General features: G+C 72.3%; 17 protein-coding genes. 7 read left to right on the top strand and 10 right to left on the bottom strand.

The features are described from left to right. Positions 1-151 precede the first annotated feature (151 nt). On the bottom strand, positions 152-925 hold the full coding sequence (locus G4D86_RS04155) for a tetratricopeptide repeat protein (protein ID WP_163989610.1): 774 nt from the start codon (positions 923-925) through the stop codon (positions 152-154). A gap of 172 nt (positions 926-1,097) precedes the next feature. Between G4D86_RS04155 and G4D86_RS04150 the strand changes: the two genes are divergently transcribed. Together G4D86_RS04150 and G4D86_RS04145 are read left to right on the top strand one after the other, a co-directional pair. Next, a complete protein-coding gene (locus tag G4D86_RS04150; RefSeq protein ID WP_163989608.1) occupies positions 1,098-2,480 on the top strand; it encodes a M24 family metallopeptidase in 1,383 nt (460 codons plus the stop codon). A gap of 70 nt (positions 2,481-2,550) precedes the next feature. After that, on the top strand, positions 2,551-2,919 hold the full coding sequence (locus G4D86_RS04145; protein WP_163989605.1) for a response regulator: 369 nt from the start codon (positions 2,551-2,553) through the stop codon (positions 2,917-2,919). A 15-nt stretch (positions 2,920-2,934) separates the two neighbouring features. Here the strand turns inward: G4D86_RS04145 and G4D86_RS04140 are convergent, their stop codons facing one another. The 6 genes from G4D86_RS04140 to ung form a co-directional block, all read right to left on the bottom strand. After that, a complete protein-coding gene (locus tag G4D86_RS04140; RefSeq protein WP_163989603.1) occupies positions 2,935-4,206 on the bottom strand; it encodes a hypothetical protein in 1,272 nt (423 codons plus the stop codon). A gap of 55 nt (positions 4,207-4,261) precedes the next feature. After that, on the bottom strand, positions 4,262-5,065 hold the full coding sequence (locus tag G4D86_RS04135) for an acyl-CoA thioesterase (RefSeq protein ID WP_163989601.1): 804 nt from the start codon (positions 5,063-5,065) through the stop codon (positions 4,262-4,264). Positions 5,066-5,141: 76 nt separating this feature from the next. Next, on the bottom strand, positions 5,142-6,083 hold the full coding sequence (locus G4D86_RS04130; protein WP_163989599.1) for a TolB family protein: 942 nt from the start codon (positions 6,081-6,083) through the stop codon (positions 5,142-5,144). A gap of 163 nt (positions 6,084-6,246) precedes the next feature. After that, positions 6,247-6,774, bottom strand: a complete 528-nt coding sequence (locus tag G4D86_RS04125; RefSeq protein WP_163989596.1) for a hypothetical protein — start codon at positions 6,772-6,774, stop codon at positions 6,247-6,249. Then, positions 6,761-7,300, bottom strand: a complete 540-nt coding sequence (locus G4D86_RS04120; RefSeq protein ID WP_240360032.1) for an RNA polymerase sigma factor — start codon at positions 7,298-7,300, stop codon at positions 6,761-6,763. The genes G4D86_RS04125 and G4D86_RS04120 overlap by 14 nt, the downstream gene beginning before the upstream one ends. Before the next feature lie 131 nt (positions 7,301-7,431). Next, positions 7,432-8,109 carry a uracil-DNA glycosylase gene (gene ung, locus G4D86_RS04115; RefSeq protein ID WP_163989595.1) on the bottom strand — a complete coding sequence of 226 codons (678 nt, stop codon included), beginning with the start codon at positions 8,107-8,109 and terminating at the stop codon, positions 7,432-7,434. Positions 8,110-8,335: 226 nt separating this feature from the next. Here ung and G4D86_RS04110 point away from each other — a divergent pair, with 226 nt between their 5' ends. The 4 genes from G4D86_RS04110 to G4D86_RS04095 all read left to right on the top strand — a co-directional run bounded on the left by G4D86_RS04110 (position 8,336) and on the right by G4D86_RS04095 (position 15,153). Further along, a complete protein-coding gene (locus tag G4D86_RS04110) occupies positions 8,336-10,144 on the top strand; it encodes a TadA family conjugal transfer-associated ATPase (RefSeq protein ID WP_163989592.1) in 1,809 nt (602 codons plus the stop codon). Positions 10,145-10,376: 232 nt separating this feature from the next. After that, complete coding sequence (locus G4D86_RS04105; protein ID WP_205519453.1) at positions 10,377-11,351, top strand: hypothetical protein; 975 nt, start codon at positions 10,377-10,379, stop codon at positions 11,349-11,351. A gap of 14 nt (positions 11,352-11,365) precedes the next feature. After that, entirely contained in the window at positions 11,366-13,057 is a 1,692-nt protein-coding gene (locus G4D86_RS53705; RefSeq protein ID WP_275899094.1) for a hypothetical protein, read from the top strand. Between the two features lie 137 nt (positions 13,058-13,194). Continuing rightward, positions 13,195-15,153, top strand: coding sequence for a protein kinase domain-containing protein (locus tag G4D86_RS04095; protein WP_240360031.1), 1,959 nt, complete (start codon positions 13,195-13,197; stop codon positions 15,151-15,153). 28 nt (positions 15,154-15,181) lie between these two features. On the opposite strand, the gene G4D86_RS04090 is transcribed toward G4D86_RS04095, so the two are convergent. After that, the gene (locus G4D86_RS04090) at positions 15,182-15,958 is read right to left on the bottom strand and encodes a transglycosylase domain-containing protein (protein WP_163989588.1); all 777 of its coding nucleotides are present in this window, start codon (positions 15,956-15,958) and stop codon (positions 15,182-15,184) included. A 59-nt stretch (positions 15,959-16,017) separates the two neighbouring features. On the opposite strand from G4D86_RS04090, the gene G4D86_RS04085 reads away from it, so the two are divergent. Beyond that, positions 16,018-16,710, top strand: coding sequence for a ferredoxin reductase domain-containing protein (locus G4D86_RS04085; RefSeq protein WP_163989586.1), 693 nt, complete (start codon positions 16,018-16,020; stop codon positions 16,708-16,710). On the opposite strand, the gene G4D86_RS04080 is transcribed toward G4D86_RS04085, so the two are convergent. After that, complete coding sequence (locus G4D86_RS04080) at positions 16,704-18,329, bottom strand: WD40 repeat domain-containing protein (protein ID WP_163989584.1); 1,626 nt, start codon at positions 18,327-18,329, stop codon at positions 16,704-16,706. The genes G4D86_RS04085 and G4D86_RS04080 overlap by 7 nt on opposite strands. Further along, entirely contained in the window at positions 18,326-20,488 is a 2,163-nt protein-coding gene (locus G4D86_RS04075) for a penicillin-binding protein activator (protein ID WP_420821839.1), read from the bottom strand. Before G4D86_RS04075 ends, G4D86_RS04080 begins: the two co-directional genes overlap by 4 nt. Between the last annotated feature and the right edge of the window lie 163 nt (positions 20,489-20,651).

The following is a 20,651-nucleotide window of genomic DNA, read 5'->3' as shown; positions in this document are numbered from 1 at the left end:
CGGATTTCCCTACGTCAACAAGGGAAACGAGGGGGTGTCGGCCTGGATGCCCGGATGGTTGGAAATGGGGTCTGGAAAGGGCCTTCCGGCGCCCCGTTTTGAACGCTTGGGAGCGCGGTTTTCAGCCCCGAAAATCAGGCCCGGAAACGGCTCAGGCGGAGCGCGCGGAGCCCTGGGGCCGCAGGGGGGCGGCCAGCCGTTCGGCCTCGGTGCCGATGGCGCCTTCCGGGTCCTTTTCCCTTGCCTTCTCGAAGGCCTCCAGCGCGCCCTCGCGGTCGCCCTTGAGCTTCAGCGCCACGCCCACGTTGAGGTGCGCGGAGGCCAGGTCGCGGTCCATGGACACGGCCTCGCGGAAGAGCACGAGCGCCTGGTCCACGTCACCCGACAAGAGCGCCTCCTTGCCGGCCTGCACGCGCTTCTCCGCGTCGTTGACCAGCTCCACCTGGAAGACGCTGCCGCCCACCACGTTGGCGATGAGCATGCGGAGGATTCCGCCCCAGTAGAAGGTGAGTCCCTCCGCGGCCACCACGGCGGCCAGCGGCAGGTCCGGCAGCAGCTGCTTGCCGCGGAACTTGAAGCGCACCCGGGTGTAGCGGCCCTTGTTGGCCCAGTGGACCATCTCGCCCTGGAGCTTGCGCAACCCCTCCTCCATGCGCTTCGGGTCGATTTCGAAGGGCAGGACGCGGCCCCCCGCGGGCTCTCCCGACGGCAGGGCCTTCTGGGGCCCGCCAACGGGCTCGGTGTCGAGAACGGGCTCCGCCTCCAGCACGGGCGGGCGCGGCTCGGACTTTGGCGCGGGGGCCGTAGCCTGGCGCGGAGTGGGCGTCTTCGCCGGGGCGGCGGGCTTCTTCGCCTTCGCGGGGGCGGCGCGGGCCGCGGACTTCTTCGCCTTCGCCGGGGACTTGCGGGAGGAGCTCTTGGCCATGTCTCCACCTTAAACGAGCCACGGCGCTCGCGCTTGCATCACCCGGCCACTCCGGGGCTCCCGGAACACTTCTTCGCACTCGCGCCACACGACTTCACGCCGGGGCCGTGCCCCGCGCGGGCGACCTCGGGGAAGATGGGGGCGCCCTCCTCCCGAAAGGACCTTCCACCGCATGACGCGTGCACGGCCCGTGGTGCTCTCCGCCCTGCTCTCCTCCGCCTGCCTCTGGGCCCCGCTCGCGAGCGCCGCCGGTGGCGCAGACATCGCACCTCCGAACGTGTCTTCAGACGCATGGCCCCGCATCCGCAAGGAGCGCATCCAGAAGCTGCTGCCCCAGGCCATGGCCCGCGCCAACGTGGACGCCTGGGTGCTCCTCTGCCGGGAGAACGACAACGACCCGCTGGCCGACCACGTGGGCTGTGAGAACGCGGGCGGCACCGCTGCCTTCCTGTTCTTCCGGCAGGGCGACGGGGTGCGCTCGCTCGCCCTGTCTCCGGCGGGCGAGGCCACGGCGCTCAAGGACGTGGGCCCCCTGGACGAAGTCGTGCCGCTGGAGCGCGGGACGGACCTCTACGCGCAGGTGGCCGCGCGACTGGTGGCGGCGAAGCCCGCGCGCATCGCGGTGAACTCGTCCGACAACGTGACGGTGGCGGACGGGCTGTCCGCGTCGCAGCGCGCGGCGCTGGAGAAGGCGCTGTCGCCCGCGCTGCGAAAGAAGCTGGTGTCCTCCGAGGACCTCGTCTCCGAGTGGCTCTCCGTGAAGCTCCCCGAGGAGGTGGACATCCTCCGCAAGGCCGCCGCGCTGACGTCGCAGCTGGAGGTGGAGGCGTACCGCGCGGTGGTGCCGGGCAGGACGCGTGACGTGGATGTGGCTCGCTTCCTCAGGCGGCGCATGGCGGAATCGGGCGTGGGGGACGCGTGGGCGGCGGACCAGAACCCCAACGTGCAGAGCGGGCCCACGCGGGGCCACTCGCACGCCACCGAGCGCGTGATTCAGCCCGGGGACTTCATCCAGACGGACTTCGGCATCCGCGTGGGCGGCCGGTGGGTGACGGACATCCAGCGCTTCGCGTACGTGCTGGCCCCGGGCGAGACGAAGCCCCCGAAGGAGGCGCTGGAGAAATGGGAGAAGGGCAAGAAGGGCAGCCGCACCGCCCTGGCGGCGCTGAAGCCCGGCGCGCGCGGCTGGGACGTGGACAAGGCCCAGCGCGACTGGATGCGCGAGGCCGGCTCCGAGCCCGTCATGTGGGGCACCGGCCACCCCGTGGGCTACTGGGCGCATGACGTGGGCCCGGCGCTCTCGGGGGCGCAGAAGGACCAGCCCGCGAAGGGCCAGGCGGCGCGCGTGGTCCGCCCCGGGCAGGTGTTCGCCTTCGACGGGTTCTTCGCGTGGAAGGACGGCGGGCCGGACCTGATGCGCATCGTCTCCGTGGAGGAGATGGCCGTCGTCACGGCCACGGGCGCGGAGTACCTCATCCCACCGCAGGAGGACCTGGTGCTCATCCCCTCTCCAGCGCCGAGCGGGGGGCCGTCCGGACCCGGCCCGACGCGGTGAGTGGGGGGCCCCTGTCGGCAGCGCCCCGGGGCTCGGCTAGGATGGACGTGCTCTTCCGGAGAACCCCGCGATGCTGACCGTGCTCGTAATCGACGATGACCTCTTCGTGCTCACGATGGTGAGGGACATCCTCCAGAGCGCGGGCTATCGGGTCGTCACCATGCAGACGCCGGAAGAGGCGTTCAAAACGAGTGTGATGGACGTCTCCGCCATCCTCTGCGACTACAACATGCCGGGGATGACGGGCGCCGACGTGCTGACGGCCATGCGCGAGCTGCAGAACTGCCACGTGCCGTTCATCTTCCTCACCGGGCACGAGGAGCTGGACGACATCCTCCCCGTCGCCATCCGCTACGGCGCGGAGCTGCTGCCCAAGCCGATTCAGCCCGTCGAGCTGATACGGCTGCTCGTCAAGCAGCTCGGCACCGCGGCGGCCTGACGCACCCGCCGGGCGTCAGTCGGACTCGGACAGGGACTTCGGTCTGCTCGCCACCACCTGGCGAAGCACCTCACGGAAGCCGGCAGGTTGATGCGCGTCCTGCTCCAGCCGCCGGGTCCTGTCGGGAGTCGTGAAGATGTAGCAATACTCTCCTTCGGGAAGCCGGCCCGTGCGGCAGGCTTCGGCCAGCACCGGCGCGCGTGCTCTCAGGTACACGAGCGCCGTGCGTGCAGCGGCCTCCTCCACGTCATGGCCGCGAGCCCATGGCGTCGCGTCCACGTCCGGCATCCCGGAGATCCGCTCCAGCCAGTGCAGCCAGGCCTCCGCTTCCACCGCGCGGCCGCCCGCTCGCAAGTGCTGGTACCAGTACACCGGCAGGAACCTCGGGCTGCTGCCGCGCCCGCCTTCCGAGGCATAGCCCGTCGCGAGCGGTCGCTCGTCCCGCCAGAAGGCCGTGGCCACCGCGCCCACCAGCACGTCCACGCCGAGCGGCGGCGGCGCGGTGCTCGCGAGCAGCGCGTCCAGCCGGGCCCAGAGCCGCTCCGGCCGGGGCGAGAAGGCACGCGACTGCCGGGGTGGCAGCGGAACGAGGCGCGCGGACTCGCGGACCTTCCTCAGCCGGTGCTGGTACGCGTCTCGTGTCTCCCCGTGGTTCATCGGCGGCCAGGGCGCCAGCGCCAGCGCTCCCGGGGCGTGCCGCCAGAACTGGACGCTCCTCGGGTGCTCCGGCACCGGGAGTGGCAGAGCCTGCTCCAAGGACGGCAGCAGCCGGCCCTCCAACAGCCCGGGGTGCTGCGAGACGAAGTACACCGTGTCCTCGTCGAAGGCCCACGTGTCCTCGAGCGTCGCCAGCGTCAGAGCCTCGGCGGGAGGGTGCAGCCGCAGCGCGAGCGTCCGGTGCTTCTCGCGGTAGATGACGACCAGCGCATCGCCATACCAGCGCATGAAGCCCACGCGGCAGCCGAAGTACGGGTTGTAGGTGGGCACCTCCACCTGCCCGCGGAGATGTCCCTCCCAGGCAAAGTGGACGTCGATGCTCACCGGCACGTAGCCGCCCTGGGGTTCGCCGGTCCGCTGCTCGACCCAGGCCACGCGCCCGGTTGCCGCGTCCACCGCGCCGCCGAGCACCTCGCGGCTCGTGCCCACCGGCAGCAGCTTCATCGTCCCGAGGTGGAGGGCGTCTCCCGGAGTCCCTGGTGCTTCCGGGTACGGCACGTCGCTGCCGAGCGCCCGGCCAATGGCCGTGAGCAGCGCGTCGTGTTCCAGGTGCCCCGTGCTGTCCGTCATTTCCGCCTCGCTGTCGGCCGCTCCTGCTTCGCGCGATGGAGAGCAGATTCTCAAATCAGCCAAGCAGCGCGAAGAGCTGGTGGCACTGCGCCAGCAACTGACCGTCCTCGGTCCAAAGCTGCTGGGAGTCTTCCGCGTAGCCTCCCGCGGCCTGGCGCGAGCGGCCGGTGCGCAGGAAGTGCGCGTCCTCGCGCAGGCCCGGGCGCGGCAGCGCGTGGAAGAAGTCCACCCGGAGGTCCACCGTCGCGGCCGCCTGGAAGCCGTCCACGCGCGTGAGCGCCGACGGCGGGTACGCATCCATCAGCCCCACGCACAGCGGCGCGTCCAGAAGCAGGTGCTCGCGAGGGCGAATCCAGCCGCCCGTCTCCGCCACGGGCCCGCCCGAGTACGGCGCCCCGCCGATGCAGAAGCGGTACTCGAAGAACTGACAGAAGGTCGGCATGGGCACGTCGTCCGGCACCACCGGCACGTCGTGCGGCGGAGGCACCTCCGGACGAGGCACCTCGAAGTACTCCATCGTCCCGCCGCGCGCCGCGCCGAAGGTGGCGCTGGCCACGCACACCACGCCCGATGCGTTCTCCACCCGCGCCGTGGCGTGCGTGACGAGCTTCCCCGCGCGCTCGATGCGCGTCTGGATTTCCGCCTCGCCCTCCACGGCGGGCGCGCAGAAATGCGCGGTGAGCGAGCGCACCGGCCTCCCCGCCGCGCCCACGTGGTGCTCCAGCGCACGCAGCGCCGCGCCCGCCACCACGCCTCCGAAGGCACCGCGTCCCTGGTACCAGGGCGCGGAGAAGTGGATGCGGTAGCGCCCAGGGGAGAGCGGCTCGGGCGAGGTGGCGGCGAGGAAGGCGGCGGTCATGTCGCGGCGCACCGTATCAAGTGGCCGGGCCTCGCGGACCCCACCGTGCGCACGGCCACCGTGCCGTGCTTTTCACTCAGCGCGAAGCGGCGGTGTCCGCGGCGAGTCCCACCGCGGAGAGGGCGACTTCGTACAGGTCTCCCTGGCCGTTGCCTGGAGCGCGCAGGCGAGCGTCGAACTCCTCGGTGGTGTACGGCGTGGCGCGCGACTCCACCTGGAAGGGCAGGCGTGACGCGTACACGAGCACTCCGCGCGCCGGTACCACCACCGGTGTCAGTACGTCGCCCAGGTTGACGGCCGCGCCCAGGTTGCGCGGCGTGCTCCAGTTCGTGCCCTCGCGGAAGGACACCCAGAGGTCATACGTCCCCAGGCTGCCCGGCCGGGCCTCCGAGCTGAAGAGGAGATAGCGCTCGTCGGGGGCGATGAAATGGTTGCCTGCTCCGTGCTCCGTGTTGATGGGCGCGGGCAGCTTCTCGCCGGGGCCGTAGTGGCCGTCCTTCCACGGGTAGCGGTGGATGGCGCGCTTGCCTCCGGGTGATGACGGCATGCGCGTGAGGTAGAGCGTGCCGTTCGCGGTGACGGAGGTGTTCGTCTCCGTGTCGTCCGTGCTGACCTCGGGCACGTGGCGTGGTGTGCTCCAGCCCGAGCCCTCGCGCTCCACCATCCAGACGTCGAAGTCCTTGCGCACCGGCTCGCCTTCCTTCACGGGCCGGTTGGACGCGAAGAAGAGCCGCCGGCCGTCCGGTGAGAGTGCGGGGTCGATGTCCCTCCAACGGCCGGAGAAGGGCGCCACCTCCGGCTTCGTCCAGCGCCCGCCCCGGAAGTGGCTCACCATGATGAGCTGGAAGGTGTAGCGCGTGGGGTCCGCGCGGTTGAAGTAGACGGTGTTGCCGTCCGGCGAGAAGGCGGCGCCGAACTCCTCGTGCGCGGTGGACACGACGTCGGCGGCGAAGATGCGCGGCGCGGTGGGCGCGGTGGACAACGAAGCGAGCAGCGCGAGGGATGCGACGGTGGACATTGCTCTCCCGTGCGTCCCGCGTCCTCGGTGAGAGGCCACGGGCGCGAGTGTGGTGGTTCAGGGCTTCAGGAAGGACGGCGGCGCAGGCGCGACGCGGTACGAGCCCGATGGCAGCAAGGGCATCGGGCCCGACGCAGCATGAGTCCCGTGGCGATACGACGGCTCAGGCCCGGCGCAGCACCAGCGCCGGGGTGGACGCGAGCACCAGGCCCAGGCCCACGCCGATGACTCCGGACGCGCCGTAGAGAACACAGGTGAGCGCGCCGCACAGCGTGGCCAGCACCCCAGCCGCGAACACGAAGCGGGCGCGCCCTTCCACCGGTGCCGCGCGGGTGATGAGGACGCCGGCCAATACACCACCGCCCACGCACGCCCAGAGGCAGAAGGCCCGGCAGCCCGAGGCACACACGTGCCCGGAGGCCACCACCAGCGGAGGCACCAACAACGGCATCACCCCGCCCAGCACGCCCGGCACCACCGCGCGTCCCAGCACCCCGCCCCACCAGCCGTACCCGATGAGCAGCGCCGTGAACAAAGCGCCCAGCATCAGCGTCCCCGGGCCCACGTTGGAGCGCAGCGCCACCGCGCACAGCACCAGCACCACGCCGTAGCCGCCGAGCGGCAGCGCCCGCAGCAGCCGGCCCTTCTCGTACGCCCACCTCGCGCGGCGGGCGAGCTCACTCGACTCCATGTCTCGTCCTCCAGGCGGCCCTCAGCCGCGTCATGGCCCGCTCCACCCGCTTGCGGAAGGTGGCCGGCGGCACCGCCGGACGCTCCGCCTCTCCCATGGCCGCGGCGAGCGTGGCCGCGTCCTCCGGCTTCAAGTCCTCCAGCACGTCCCGCAGTGCCTCGGCCAGCTGCGCCCCCGCGAGCCGCGCCTCCGGCCCTTCCGCCGCGTCGGCGAAGTCCTCGTCCGGGGGCGCATCCTCGCGCCGCCGCTGCCGCGCCTTGCGGTATGTGCGGCACTCGTACGCCGCCAGGGACAGCACCCAGGGCAGGGCGTCTCTCGTGGCATCGAAGTCCGACGCGCGGGTGAACACCTTCAGCAGCGCCGCCTGCGCTGCGTCCTCCGCGTCCGCCCCATCCGGCAACAGCCGCGCACAGAAGCGCGCCACGAGCGGGTGCAGCACCCCGAAGGCCGGAGCAAACGCACTCCGGTCGCCCCCGGCGAGCCTCACCATCCACTGCTGCAACGCCTGTCGCGCCGCGGAGTCCACGTCCGTGTCCGCCTCTTCAGCCTGCCCTGGCAGCCTCGCCGCCCCCGCCCGCCGCCCTCCCCCGCATTAGGCACGTGCCTCCAAAGCGTGACAGGGCCCCCATTTTCCAGGGCCCCGAGTCACCCGCCACCTCAGGCGGAGAGCTTCCAGTCCACCGGCGGGCGGCCCTTCGCCTCCAGCGCCTCGTTCACCTTCGAGAAGGGGCGGCTGCCGAAGAAGCCGTTGCTCGCGGACAGCGGCGAGGGGTGCGTGCCCTCCATCACCACATGCCGCTTCGCGTCGATGAGCTTCTTCTTCTTCTGCGCGTAGCGGCCCCACAGCAGGAACACCACCGGGTCCTGCTTCGCGCTCACCGCGCGGATGACCGCGTCCGTGAAGTCCTCCCAGCCGTGGCCCGCGTGGCTGTTGGGCTCGGCCTGCCGCACCGTCAGCACCGCGTTGAGCAGCAGCACACCCTGCTTCGCCCAGGGAATCAGCGAGCCGTCCTTGGGGCGCGGCACCTTCACGTCGCTCTCCAGCTCCTTGAAGATGTTCACCAGCGAGGGCGGCGGCGGCACCCCGGGCTGCACCGAGAAGGCCAGCCCGTGCGCCTGTCCCGGCCCGTGGTACGGGTCCTGCCCCAGCAGCAGCACCTTCACGTCCCGGTACGGCGTCAGCCGGAACGCGGAGAAGAGGTCCTCCTCCGACGGGAAGACGGTGGCTGACTTCCGCTCCTCCGCGACGAAGCGCTCCAGCTCCAGGAACGACGGCGATGCGAGCGCCGCGCGCAGTTCGTGCTTCCAGTCCTCGGGCAACCTGTCCGCCAGCATGGCTTCCCTCTCTCCCCATCCTGGGGTGAGGGCATTGAAGCACCTACCCCCCGCGTAGGCCCAATGCTTTCGCGGCGAAGGGGGACGGCGATTACGACCCGGGTGGACCGGGCCTCCCGGAGCGGCTCCGTGGGGGTGGAGGGTCTCCGCCAAGACGGACGGCAGCCGGGCAGGCAGGGTGGGTTCTTGGGGCCCACCGGCCAGGCGCGCTAGCCTAGGGGACGCCATGACGATGTACACCGAGTCACTCCGCGCCTTCCTCAAGCCCGTCCTCTCCTACCTGGACGACGAGTCGGTGTCGGAGATCATGATCAACGGTCCGACGGACATCTGGATTGAGCGCAAGGGCAAGCTCACGCGCACCGATGCCACCTTCACGGAAGAAGGTCTCCTCGGCGCCGCGCGAAACATGGCCCAGTTCGTCGGTCGCCCCCTGACGGATGAGCGCCCCCGCCTGGACGCACGCCTGCCGGATGGCAGCCGCATCCACGTGGTGATTCCGCCCATCGCTCGCATGGGCACCACCATCTCCATCCGCAAGTTCTTCAAGGAGAAGCTGAGCATCCAGTCGCTCCTGAAGTTCGGCTCGCTCAACCAGCCCATGGCGCGGCTCATCGAGGCGGGCATCGCCACCAAGCTCAACATGCTGGTGGCGGGCGGCACGGGCTCCGGCAAGACGACGCTGCTCAACATCGTCTCCTCCCTCATCCCCGACGAGGAGCGCATCCTCACCATCGAGGACTCGGCCGAGCTCCAGCTCAACCAGTCGCACGTCGTCGCCTTCGAGAGCCGGCCGCCCGACAAGTTCGGCAAGGGCGGCGTGGACATGGGTGACTTGCTGCACTCCGCCCTGCGTCTGCGTCCGGACCGCATCGTCGTCGGCGAAGTGCGCGGCGGCGAGGCCTTCCACCTCATGCAGGCCATGAACACCGGCCACGGCGGCTCGCTGGCCACGACGCACGCGAACACGCCCACGGACACGCTGCGGCGCATCGAGTCGCTGTGCCTCATGTCCGGCGTGGAACTGCCCATGGTGGCGGTGCGCGCCCAGGTGGCCAGCGCCATCAACTTCGTCATCTGCTGCGAGCGCCTGCACGACGGCAGCCGCAAGACGATTGCCCTCTCCGAGGTGCTCCCCCTCAACGAGAAGGGCGACTACCGCACCCAGGACATCTTCGTCTTCACGCCCGTGGCCAAGGACGAGGACGACCACATCCTCGGCTACCACGCGCCCACCGGCATCATCCCCAACTTCGTCTCCAAGGCGCGCGCGTACGGCTTCCCGGACCTGGACGAGTCCTTCTTCGACCCGACCACCTATGGCCTGCCGCCGCCGCCCACCTTCCATGTCGGCGAGGCCTACCAGGTGCGCTGGGCACCCTCGCTGAAGCACCGCGAGGAGGGACGACCGGACCCCTCGCACTTCAAGGAGGAGTGGGCCGCCTTCGAGCAGAAGCTCCGGCAGGAGGCTCGCGACGCGAAGGGTGGCAAGCCCGCCGCGCCCGCGCCCGCGCCGGCACCCGTGCAGGTGCAGGTGCCGGCCAACCACCCCGCTCCGCCTCCCGCCCCGCGCCTGCGCCCGTCCGAGCCCGTCGGCGCGAAGCCCGCCGCGCCCACGCCTCCCGCCGGGATGAAGCCCGCGCCGCGCCCGCCCCCGCCGCCGTCGAGCATGGGCGATGACGACAAGACGCCGCCGCCCACGCGCAACCCCTTCGCCGGCCCGCCCGAGGACACCCACGCCGCGCCGGTGTCCGAGTCCAACGTGGAGGTGGACGCGGAGCTGCTCACCGAGGCGGGAAGCTCGCGCCCCATGCCCGCGCGCCGGCCCCCGCCCGCCACGCCGTCCGCGAGGCCCGTGCCCAACGCCGTCTCCGGCGTCCGCCCGCCCATGCCCGCGCGCAGGCCTCCGCCCTCGGCTCCGTCGCACGCGCAGGACGACGACGAGGAAGAGGACGCGACAGCGGGCTCCGCGGAGCGCAGCGGCGGCTCCGAGAAGACGCAGATCCGCCCCGCTCCCGAGCGGCCCCGGCGCTGATTCCGGACGGCATCTCCTCCGAACACCCGAGCCGCCCCGGCGCTGATTCCAGACGGCGGCCCCTGCGCGCGCGTAGCCCCGGGTCGCTCCCGATTCGGCCCCACGGGGCTCGTGCCCGGGTCGGTGGGCTGTTCTCCCACCGCGCTGTCCGTGGAGCGCGCGCCCTCACCACGGGCGCCAGCGGCGATTCCCGACCTTGCGAGGAGCGCGTGTCAGGGGGAAAGTGGCCGCCGTGTGGATCTCCCTGCTCGTCGCGCTCACCCTGGCCGCCCCAGCGCCTGCCGCGTCCCCCCAGGCGCCCATCACCGTGATGGTCGCTCCGCCTGACGCCTCGGGCGCCCCGCCCCACGTCATCGAGTTCGCCCAGGAGCACGTCGCCGAGCAGCTCAAGTCCCGAGGGCTGAAGGTGGTGCGCGTCGAGGACGTCACCCGGACGATGACCTCCTCGCGGCGCCGCGCCCTGCTGCGCTGCAACCGCACCGAGCCCGCCTGCCTGCGCTCGCTCGGCGCGGCGGGCAAGGCCGAGGTCGTCCTCGTGGCGGAGCTGGGCCAGTTCGTCAGCGGCTACCGTACCGGCGCCCGCGTGTACAAGGCCGCGGACGGCAGCCTCATCACCGAGCACCTCATCCCCGGCGTCAACGAGGACCAGCTCCTCGACGCGCTCACCAAGGCCCTGGACGTGGTGGTGCCCCGCACGCGCATCGCGCTGCGCGGCGCCTCGTCCGTGCCCTCCATGCAGGACGTCCCGCCGCCCGTGGGCGCCCGTCCCTCGGAGACGAAGCCTCCCGAGAAGAAGCCCGCGGAGACGCAGCCGGCAACGCCTGCCGTGCAGCCTCCGGAAGTCGCCACCGCGAAGGAGCCCGCGCCGCGCGCCTACCCGCTGCGCCGCTGGGCGTGGCTGCCCGCCGCGGGGGGCGTGGCGCTGGCCGGCGTGGGGACGCTCTTCTACCTCCAGGCCGGCGACAAGTACGACACGCTGAACAATGGCGGCACCTCGGGGCCCACCGTCGCCGACCCGGACGCGGTGGCGAAGGATGGCCGCAGGGCGCAGACGCTGAGCCGCGTGGCCTTCGGGCTGGGCGCGGCGGCCATTGGCGCGGGCGTGGTGATGTTCCTGCTGCCCGGTGACGGGGAAGCGAAGGTGCAGCCCTCGGCCGCCATGGTCCCCGGTGGGGGCATGGTGGGCCTGTCCGGGACGCTGCCGTGAATTCGAGGATACCCATGCGGAAGACCTGGACGCTCGGCGCTACTGGCGCGGCGCTCGCGGCGGTGTTCGCCACGGGCGGGTGCTACGACTTCGACAAGGCCACGGAGCAGTGCATCCAGGACGGGCGCTGCGAGCCGGAGGGCGTCGGCCCCGACGCGGGTGACGCCGGTGACGCGGGCGATGCCGGCTTCGACGCGGGCTGCACGCCCGCCGACGCCGCGGACCTGCCGGACGACAGCTTCGCGGACACCGACTGCGACGGCGTGGACGGCCAGGCCGACGCGGGCTTCTTCATCGACCCGGAGAACGGGAACGACGAGCAGGGCGCGGGCACGCGCGAGTCGCCGCTGCGCACCGTGGCGCACGCGCTGGAGGTGCTGCGCGTGGCGGACGGCGGCGGCCCGGTGCGTCTGTACCTGGCGGGCGGCGCGTACAACGAGCCCGGGCTGGAGCTGGACCTGCCGGTGTCACTGCACGGCGGCTACATCCGGGACACGAACGGGTGGAGGCGCGCGGACAACCGCGCCGCCCGGCTGAGCGGCGGCACGGTGGGGCTGACGGTGCGGGGCCTGACGGACGCGGGCACCCGGCTGGAGTACGTGTACGTGAGCTCCACGGACGCGGTGCAGCCCGGAGCGCCCTCCATCGCGCTGCGCATGCTGGGTGCGTCGGGCGTGGCGCTGCGCCACGTCACCCTCGAGGCCGGCCTGGGCGCCCCCGGTGCGGACGGCGGCTCCGGCACGGTGGGACAGGGAGGCCAGGATGGCAACGGCGGCGCCTCGGCGACGGGGACCAGCACGGGCGCGGGCGGGCAGGCCCCGCTGAGCGCCTGCGCGAGCGATGACCGCTCTGGCGGCGCGGGCGGAGACGGGGTGTTCAACCGCAAGGACGGCAACCCGGGCGAGATGGGCCGGCCCGATGCGGGCGGAGGCGATGGCGGCCTGGCGGGAACCTTCGGGGTGAACTGCGCGGGGACGCTGCGCTGCAACTGCAACGGCTTCGTCGGTGGCAACGGAATGCCGGGCACCGTCGGCGACGACGGCCCGACCGGCCCCCCGGGCGCGGGCCTGGGCATGCTGGACGTGGTGGGTGGGACGTGGCAGGCCAACCAACAGGGTGGCCCCGGCGACGCCGGCCTGCCCGGTGAGGGCGGTGGCGGCGGTGGTAGCGGCGGGACGTGTACCGGGACGACCCGGACCGTGGCGGCCAGCGGCGCGGGCGGCGGCGGCGGTGGTGGCGGCTGCGGCGGCACGGGTGGGCAGGGCGGTGGCGGTGGCGGCGCGTCCATCGCGCTGCTGCTCGTCGACTCCCAGGTCACGGTGGGCGCGGGCACCGAGCTGCGCACGCGCGGCGGCGGCCGGGGTGGCGCTGGCGGTCCCGGCGGTCCGGGCGGCAGCGGTGGCACGGGCGGAGGCGGAGGCGACGGCGGCGTGTACGACGTGCAGGAGGTGCCCGTCCTGTACTCCACCACGGGCGGCAACGGCGGCAACGGCGGCAGGGGTGGCGCCGGCGGCACGGGCGGGCCGGGCGGCGGCGGTGGCGGCGGCCCCTCCGTGGGCGTGTGGTGCGGGCCGCAGGCGGACGTGACGCTGGAGGCAGGCAGCGTCACCTACACCCTGGCCGACGGCGGCGCGGGTGGGTTCAGCACCGGCAACCGCGGCACGCCGGGCGAGCGACGCCAGACGGAGAACTGCACCTTCCCGTAGGGTCCTGCGTGTGCTGTCCGACGTTGGGGGGCATGTCAGGGCGACCCGGCGTGCGGTGCCTGACCGCTCGCTCGGCCGCCGGGCCCGGCACATCGCGTCACGGGTTTCAACCTGCTACGCTGCTTCTCCTGGTTGAGATGGCATCCGAGCTGATCTGCGAGACCTGCGGTCTTTCCGTTCCTCCCGACACCGCCGTGTGCCCGCGCGACGGGACGGTGGTGCTGGCGTCGTTCCACGTGCCCACGCCGGCCCCCGTGATGGAGGAGCCCAAGGTCGTGGTGCACGCGGCGGACGCCCGGCCCATGGACACCACCCCGAGGGACCCGCTCATCGGCATGCGGCTGGGTGAGTACGAGCTGCGCACGCGCGTAGGCGTGGGTGGCATGGGCCTGGTGTACGAGGGCATCCAGCCGCTCATCGGCAAGCGCGTGGCGGTGAAGGTGCTGCGCCCGGAACTGGACCGAACCCCCGAGCAGGTGGAGCGACTGCTGGCGGAGGCCCGCGCGGTCAACGCCATCCGCCACCGCGGCATCATCGACATCTTCGGCTTCGGGGAGGTACCGGACGGGCGGCAGTACATCGTCATGGAGTTCCTGGACGGCCAGGCGCTCGACGCGGTGCTGGCGGAGAGGAACCGGCTGCCGGTGCAGGAGGTCCTGTCCATCCTCGACGAGGTGCTCGCCGCGCTGGCCGCGGCTCACGGCGCGGGCGTGGTGCACCGGGACCTCAAGCCCAGCAACATCTTCCTCGTGCGCCAGCCGGACGGCTCGCGCTACGTGAAGGTGCTGGACTTCGGCCTCGCCAAGCGCGGCCCGGCGCCCAACTCCCGCAGCGCGCAGACGCGCACGGACATGGTGGTGGGCACGCCGGAGTACATGGCGCCGGAGCAGGCCCAGGGTCACGCGGTGGGTCCGATGACCGACCTCTACGCGCTGGGCGTCGTCACCTTCGAGATGGTGACGGGCCGGCTGCCCTTCATCGGCAGCTCGCCGGTGGACCTGCTCATCAAGCACGTGCAGGAGCGCCCGCCGCGGCCGTCGGAGTTCGTCTCCGACCTGCCTCCCGCGCTGGACGCCTTCATCCTGCAGATGCTCACGAAGGACCCGGAGACGCGCCCCGGCTCGGCGGACGCGCTGCGCCAGCAACTCCACAAGCTGCGCCGCACCCTCCGGTCCTCCACGCGCTCCAACCCCAACGCGCTCGCGCCCGTCGAGAAGCCGAAGCCGAAGGATGACGTGGACTCGCGCCGGCCCACCACGCCGGTGCCGGTGCCGCCGGAGCTGAGCGCGGAGCTGACGTCGCAGGAGCTGCGCGCCGCCGGAGTGCCCGCGTCGGGACGCCGGAGCATGGTGCCCGTGGCCGCGGCCATCGGCGCCGCCGTGGTGCTGCTGGGCGGTGGCGTGGCCCTCCTCAACCGTGGCTCCGGAGGAGGCCCGACGCCCGCCCTGCTGGCCGGCGCGGGCACCGCGAATGGCGCCGCGGCCGGCGCCATCGCCAACACCGCACCCGGCACCACGGGCGGACCGAGCATCGCCCCTGGCGCCGTCGCGAACGCGGCCCCCGGCAGCGCGAATGGCTCGGTCGCGGCACCTGGCGCCATCGCGAACGCCGCGCCCGACAGCGCGACTGGCTCGGTCGCGGCATCTGGCGCCATCGCGAGCGGCTCGAGCGCCACCACCGCGAAGCAGGCAGCCCCCTCGGCGGACGAGGCCGGAAGCGCGGCGCCGTCGGCTGCCCGGGGCGAGGCGCTCGCGGCGCGTGCCACGCCGTCCTCGGCCTCGGCCCGGACCGAATCCCGCACCTCCCGCGGGAGTGCTCGCGTCAGGGACTCCGAGGCCAGGGAATCGGCCTCCCGGGAGTCGCGCTCACTTTCGGAGGGCGCGCCCGGCGCGGATGCGCTGCAGCGGCGCATCTCCACGCTGGAGGGCAGGATTTCCGACCTCTCGGTCGCAGGAAAGCTCCAGGACGCCCAGGTGGAGACGGCGTACAAGATGCTGGACCGGTACCGCGGGGAGGCCAGCTCGGCGAACGGCGCCCAGCGGCAGAAGATCTCCGACGGGCTCGACTACCTGGAGCGAACCTACCTCAAGCACTGAGCGGCGCGGGCCCGCTGCCCGCCCCGCTTCACAGTGAGCGGGTGCAGAACACGGGCTGGGCCATGGCGTTGCGCGCCCGGTCCTCGCTCACCAGCTTCCAGCCCGCCAGGTCCTCCAGCAGCATGTTGCGGTTCTGCCGGATGACCGTCGGGTTCTTGCAGGCCTTGAGGTCGCCGTAATAGCCGAACGGCGGCAGCGCGAGCTGCAGCTCCGCCAGCTCCGCGAGCTGGAGCTCTCCCATCTCACGCCCGAAGAGCGACCAGGACGCGTCCTCCACGCCGACGATGCCGCGCTCGAAGTAGATGATGGCCAGGTCGTACGCGATGAGCTGGTCCTTCTGCATGAACGTGTGCAGCCGTTGCGCGGCCACCGACTGCGCCAGCGGCCCCTGGATGTTCAGCGCGCTGGCGATGCGCATGGCGAGGATGCGCTCGCACCCACCGTCCCCCGGCGGCTCGCCGCCCGTCGTCACGCCCGTGAAGAGGCGCCAGGCCCACGCGCGCCCGTCCTCGCGCGGCGTCTGGAAGTACCGCGGGCAGCCCATGTGGCGGATGTAGAGCGCCACCAGGTCCTTGGGCAGTCGCGAGAAGTCCGGGGGCCCGAAGGTGATGGGCCGCGGGTTCTTCTCGTACTGGCCCGCGCGGAGGCTCATCCGCTCGCCTTCGATGCTGTGCTTGAGCTGCTTCTGGACGTCGAACTCGCTCTCCAACGGCGGCAGCTTGCTGGCCGTATAGAGATACGTCAGCGGAATGACCACGCCGGCGAGGCCCAGCAGGAACAGCACTATCCAGAGAAGACTCTTCACCCCCCCAGATTACCAGGGGACGCACGCACCCGGCGCAACGGGTTAAAACCGAGCCCACCATGCCCGACTGGCACCCGGCCACCGTCTCCGACATCTCGCCCGCCGCCGATGGCCTCACCGACCTCGTGCTCGACCTCCAGGGGACACCCCTGGTGGGTACCCACGCGCACCCCGGGCAGTACGTCCGGCTGCGCCTGCCCGGCCAGGAAGAGGGCATCTTTGCCATCGCCTCCCCGCCCGACGCCCGGGGGACGCGGTGGGAGTTCCTCCTCAAGGCCGGCAGCCCGCTGCCCGACGCCCTCATCCGCCTGCGGCCCGGCGCCCGGGTGGACGTGACACCGCCCGAGGGCAAGGGCTTCCCGCTGGAGCGAGCCCGGGGGCATGACCTGCTCCTCTTCGCCTCCGGCTCCGGCATCTCCGCCATCCGCTCCGTCATCGCCAGCGTCCGCCGTGAGCGCGAGGCCTACCGCCGCGTGACGCTCTTCTTCGGCGCGCGCACGCCGAGCGCCTTCGCGTACTCGGATGAGCTGCACGAGTGGGAGGCCGGCGGCATCCGCGTGGTGCGCACCGTCAGCCAGCCCGGCGCCAGCGGGTGGCAGGGCCTCACCGGCTACGTGCAGGCGCACCTGGGCGAGGAGCCCCTGCGGGACGAGGTGGCCTTCCTCTGCGGCCCTTCGGAGATGGTGCAGGGCGTGAAGGCCACGCTCCAGGCGCGCGGCGTGCCGAAGAGCGCCATCCACCTCAACTACTGAGGCGCGGCGGCGCCCTCGATGGAGGGCGCCGCGTAGCGCAGGCCGAGCAGCACCGCGGCCGGGTCGCTGTCCCCGCTGCTGCTGGCCACCTGCGGCGTCCACGCGGCCACGCCCACCAGGCGCCCGTCCGCGCTGAAGCGCACCCGACGCACGGACCAGTTGAACCCGTGCTCGGCTCGCGCGGCGTCGGCGCCCTCCGTGAAGAGGTACACCTTCTTGTCCCAGCCGCCCGTGGCCAGCGAGCGCCCGTCCGGAGAGATGGCCGCGGAGGACACCACGCCATGGTGCAGCGGCCACTTGTGCAGCACCTGGCCGGACTTCGCATCCACCAGCGCGCCCGTGTTGAAGGGGCCCTGCGGCTCTTCCACCTTCTTGCGCTCGCGCTCGTACACGATGCGGTTGCGCTCGGGGAGCTGCTCCGAGAGGCCCACGCCCAGCCGCTGCCCACGCGCGTCCACGGTGACGTCACTCACGTAGGCCGGGAAGGTGAAGTCCGAGCGCGTCGTCAGCACCAGCGCTTCCACCGGGCGCGTGGGCTCCACCGGCGCGCCGCCCTTCAGCGTGAGGACGGCCTCCTGCGTGACTTCGTCGAAGGCCACCTCCATGCGGTCCGTGAAGGGGCTGCCCAGCACGCCGTCGCTGCCAGGGGGCACGCACGAGTCGCACACCGCCACGTCCATGCCCTCCAGCAGGAGCGACTTGAAGCGCAGGGACTGGTTGCGCGCCAGTCGCGCCGCGGTGGTGCCCAGCGCGCCGGGGAGGTTGAACGTCTCCTTGAGGAAGGGCACGTCGATGCCCGCCGCGGTGGCCGCCGCGCTGGTGAGGATGACGGCCGGCGCGCGCGCGTCCAGCGCGAGGGATACCGGCGCCTTGTCATTCAACGTCGCACCGAGCACCGCGGAGCCGCCGCGCCGCTCGAAGTGCACACGCGCCACGCCGGGCTTCAGCGCCTCCACGCCCGTGCGCCACGCGCGCAGGTGCTTGTCCCAGCCACCCGAGTACAGCGTCCCGTCCGGCGCGAAGGCCAGCGCGCTCACCACGCCCACGTGGCCGCGCTCCTCGGAGGCGTACTCCAGCCCCGGCACCGCCAGCACCGTCAACAGCCCCTTGAGGCTGCCCACCACCAGCCACTTCCCGTCCGGGTGGAAGGCCACCGCGCCCAGCGGCTCCTCGGTGCGGCGCTCACCGCGGAGCGCACCGGTGGCCGCGTCGAACAGGCGCACCACCCCGTCCTTGCCGGCCGTGGCCACGAGGTCCCCGTCCGGAGAGAAGGCCACGCCCTCCACGTCGAACTCGTACGGATTGATTTGCGAATCCGCGAGCTGCTTCGGCGGAGGGCCCAGCGACCAGAGGGACAGGAAGTAGAACTTGGAGCCCAGCCGCGTGTACGCCACGCGCCCGCCCCGGGGCGAGAAGGCCAGGCCCCAGATGAAGTCCTGCCGGTTGAGGACGGCGTCCACGTCCCACCCCACCACGCTCCCGGAGAGGTAGCCGCCCGGCGTCGCCGTCAGCCGCGCCTCCACGTCCGGCGCCAGCTTCGGCGGCGCGTGCGCGCAGCCCGCCCCCGCCGCCAGCCACCCGCAAGCCAGCAGCGCCACCGCCCTCCGGCCCGGACTCATGTACCCGAGCCTCCCGAGGCCGCCTTCTCCTTGTCCACGTTGATTTCGGTGATGCCCTTGTTGTCGATGGACAGGAGGAACAGCTGCTTCACCGCCTCGCGCTTCTCGTTGAAGGAGGTGCGGCCGGTGGCGCCATCGAAGTCCTTCAGGCCCGCCAGCGCGTCGCGCATCTCCGCGCGGGTGCGCGGCGCGCCCTCCTTCTTCTCGATGAGCTGGCGCAGCATGCGGCCGGAGTCATAGCCGATGGCCTCCAGCAGGCCCGGGTCCTTGCCCGTGTCGTCCTTGTACTCGGCGCGATAGGCCTGCACGAAGCGGCGCGTGGCCGGCCGCTGCGAGTCCACGAAGAAGCCGTCCACGTACACCGAGCAGGTGACGAACTTGCCGCCGCGCTCCACCAGCTCCGGCAGCCCCGAGCGCCCCTTCGGGCTGCTCCACTGGTTGGCGCCGAAGAGCGTCACCGTCTTCAGCTCCTTCTTGCCCGTCGTCTTGCGGATGCGCTCCAAATCACGCGGGTCACACGCGTTGGTGACGATGTCCTCCACCGCGAGCGCCGGGGCCACGAGGCTGACGCGGCGCCAGTCGTCCGGCATGAAGATGGCGTCGAAGTCGATGATGGGCTCCACGCCGGCCTTCACCTTCTCCATCGCCTTGCGGCGGCGGTACGCGTCCAGGTTCTCGCCCTGCACGTCGCGCACGCCGCCCACGTAGTCGCCGCGGTCCTCGAGGTAGTAGCGGCCCACCAGCTTCTTGGCCTCGGTGGTGAAGGTCGTCTGGTCGTGCGCGTAGCGCTCCGCGCCGCGGATGGTGCCGCCGCGCTCCACCACCTGGTCCCAGAAGGTGTCCGCCAGCTCCACGCCGTAGGGGATGTTCGGGTACAGCACCGCGAAGCGCTTGTAGCCCTTCACGTTCATCGCGTAGTCGACGATGGCGTCCGCCTGCGCGGAGTTGGTCAGCATGTTGCGGAACACGTGCGAGCCCAGGTCGGTGACGCCCTCCTGGCGGCTCATGGTGAGCAGCGGAATCTGCAGCTCCTCCGCCACCAGCGCCGCGCGCTTGGTGTCGTCCGCGAGCAGCGGCCCCAGCACGGCGATGGCGCCGTCGTCGAAGGCGAGCTGCTCCATGGCCTGGCCCGTCTTGTTGACGTCGCCCTGCGTGTCCTTCACCACCAGCTCCACGTTGCTGCCCTCCAGCCCCAGCTGGATGCCGCGCAGCACCGCCTCGCCAATGGGCTGGTAGCGGCCCGTCATGGGCAGCAGCACGCCCACCGTGCGCGGCTTCGCCTCCACGCGGCGGGTGGCACGGGCCAGCAGCTCACGGGCCTGCGGCGCGAAGGCGTGAGTCGGCGCCTGCGCGAGGAAGCGGTTCAGCGTCTCCTCCAGCCGCGTCCAGTCGCGCAGGTGGTAGTAGACGCGCGCCAGCTTGAAGGTGAGGACGGGCCACGCGGGGTTGGACGGGGACAGCCCCTCCGCCACGCGGGCGATGTCCACGAAGTCCGCGCGGCCTTCCACCAGCGACTCCACGCGAGCCACCGCGGCGGCCTGCTCCTCGGCGCCCTGTGCCTGGCCGGCCTGCTCCACCGCCAGCGTCAGCGCCTGTCCGTACAGCCCGGCGCCCGCGGCGGCGCGCGCGGCCTCGGCCTGGAGCTGCTCCTTCTCGGCGCCCTCGGCGCGCTCGGCGAGGCTGGAGAGCGTCTGGTACGCGTCGCGGTAGGCGCCCACCTCCATCGCGGACAGGGCCAGCTTGTGCTTGGCGTCATCCGCCTGCGGGTAGAGCGGGTTCTCGAAGAGCAGCTCGTTGAAGGACTTGCGCGAGTTGACGTAGTCCTTCGACTCGAAGAAGAGGACGCCCGCGCGGTAGAGGGCCTCCTGGCCGGCGGTGGTGGCGGGGTACGCCTTGCGCACCGCGAGGAAGGCCTCGGCGGCCTTCTTCTTGTCGGGGGCGGCCTGGGCCGTCTGCGCCGCCTGGGCCAGCGCCGCGTCCGCCGCGGCGTCCTTCTTCGCCTCCACGGTGGGGCGCGTGGGGAACTGGTCGCCCGTGGGCACCTCGTCACCCGTGCCGCCACCGGCGGGCGTGGGGCGGGTGGTCCGGTTGGGACAGGCCGTCAACGACAGGGCCAACGCGACGGCGAGCGAGCGGCGCAGCAGGGAAGAGGCGTCCATGGCAGGGGCGTGCATAGCAGTGGGGTGCGTCTCCGTCGACAACGGAGCGGGGGGAAGATTCCTCTGGGAAACCCCTCCCCCTTGCAGCGCCCGTACCCGTGCCGGCCAGCCGTGCGGGCGTCGGCTGCTTCACGCTTGCGCGGCCTCGGGGCCACGCCCGGCG

The organism is Pyxidicoccus caerfyrddinensis (genome assembly GCF_010894405.1).
Classification (GTDB): Bacteria; Myxococcota; Myxococcia; order Myxococcales; family Myxococcaceae; genus Myxococcus; species Myxococcus caerfyrddinensis.
Note: the sequence above shows the minus strand (reverse complement) of the source record. Positions and strands in the feature narration are given on the sequence as shown.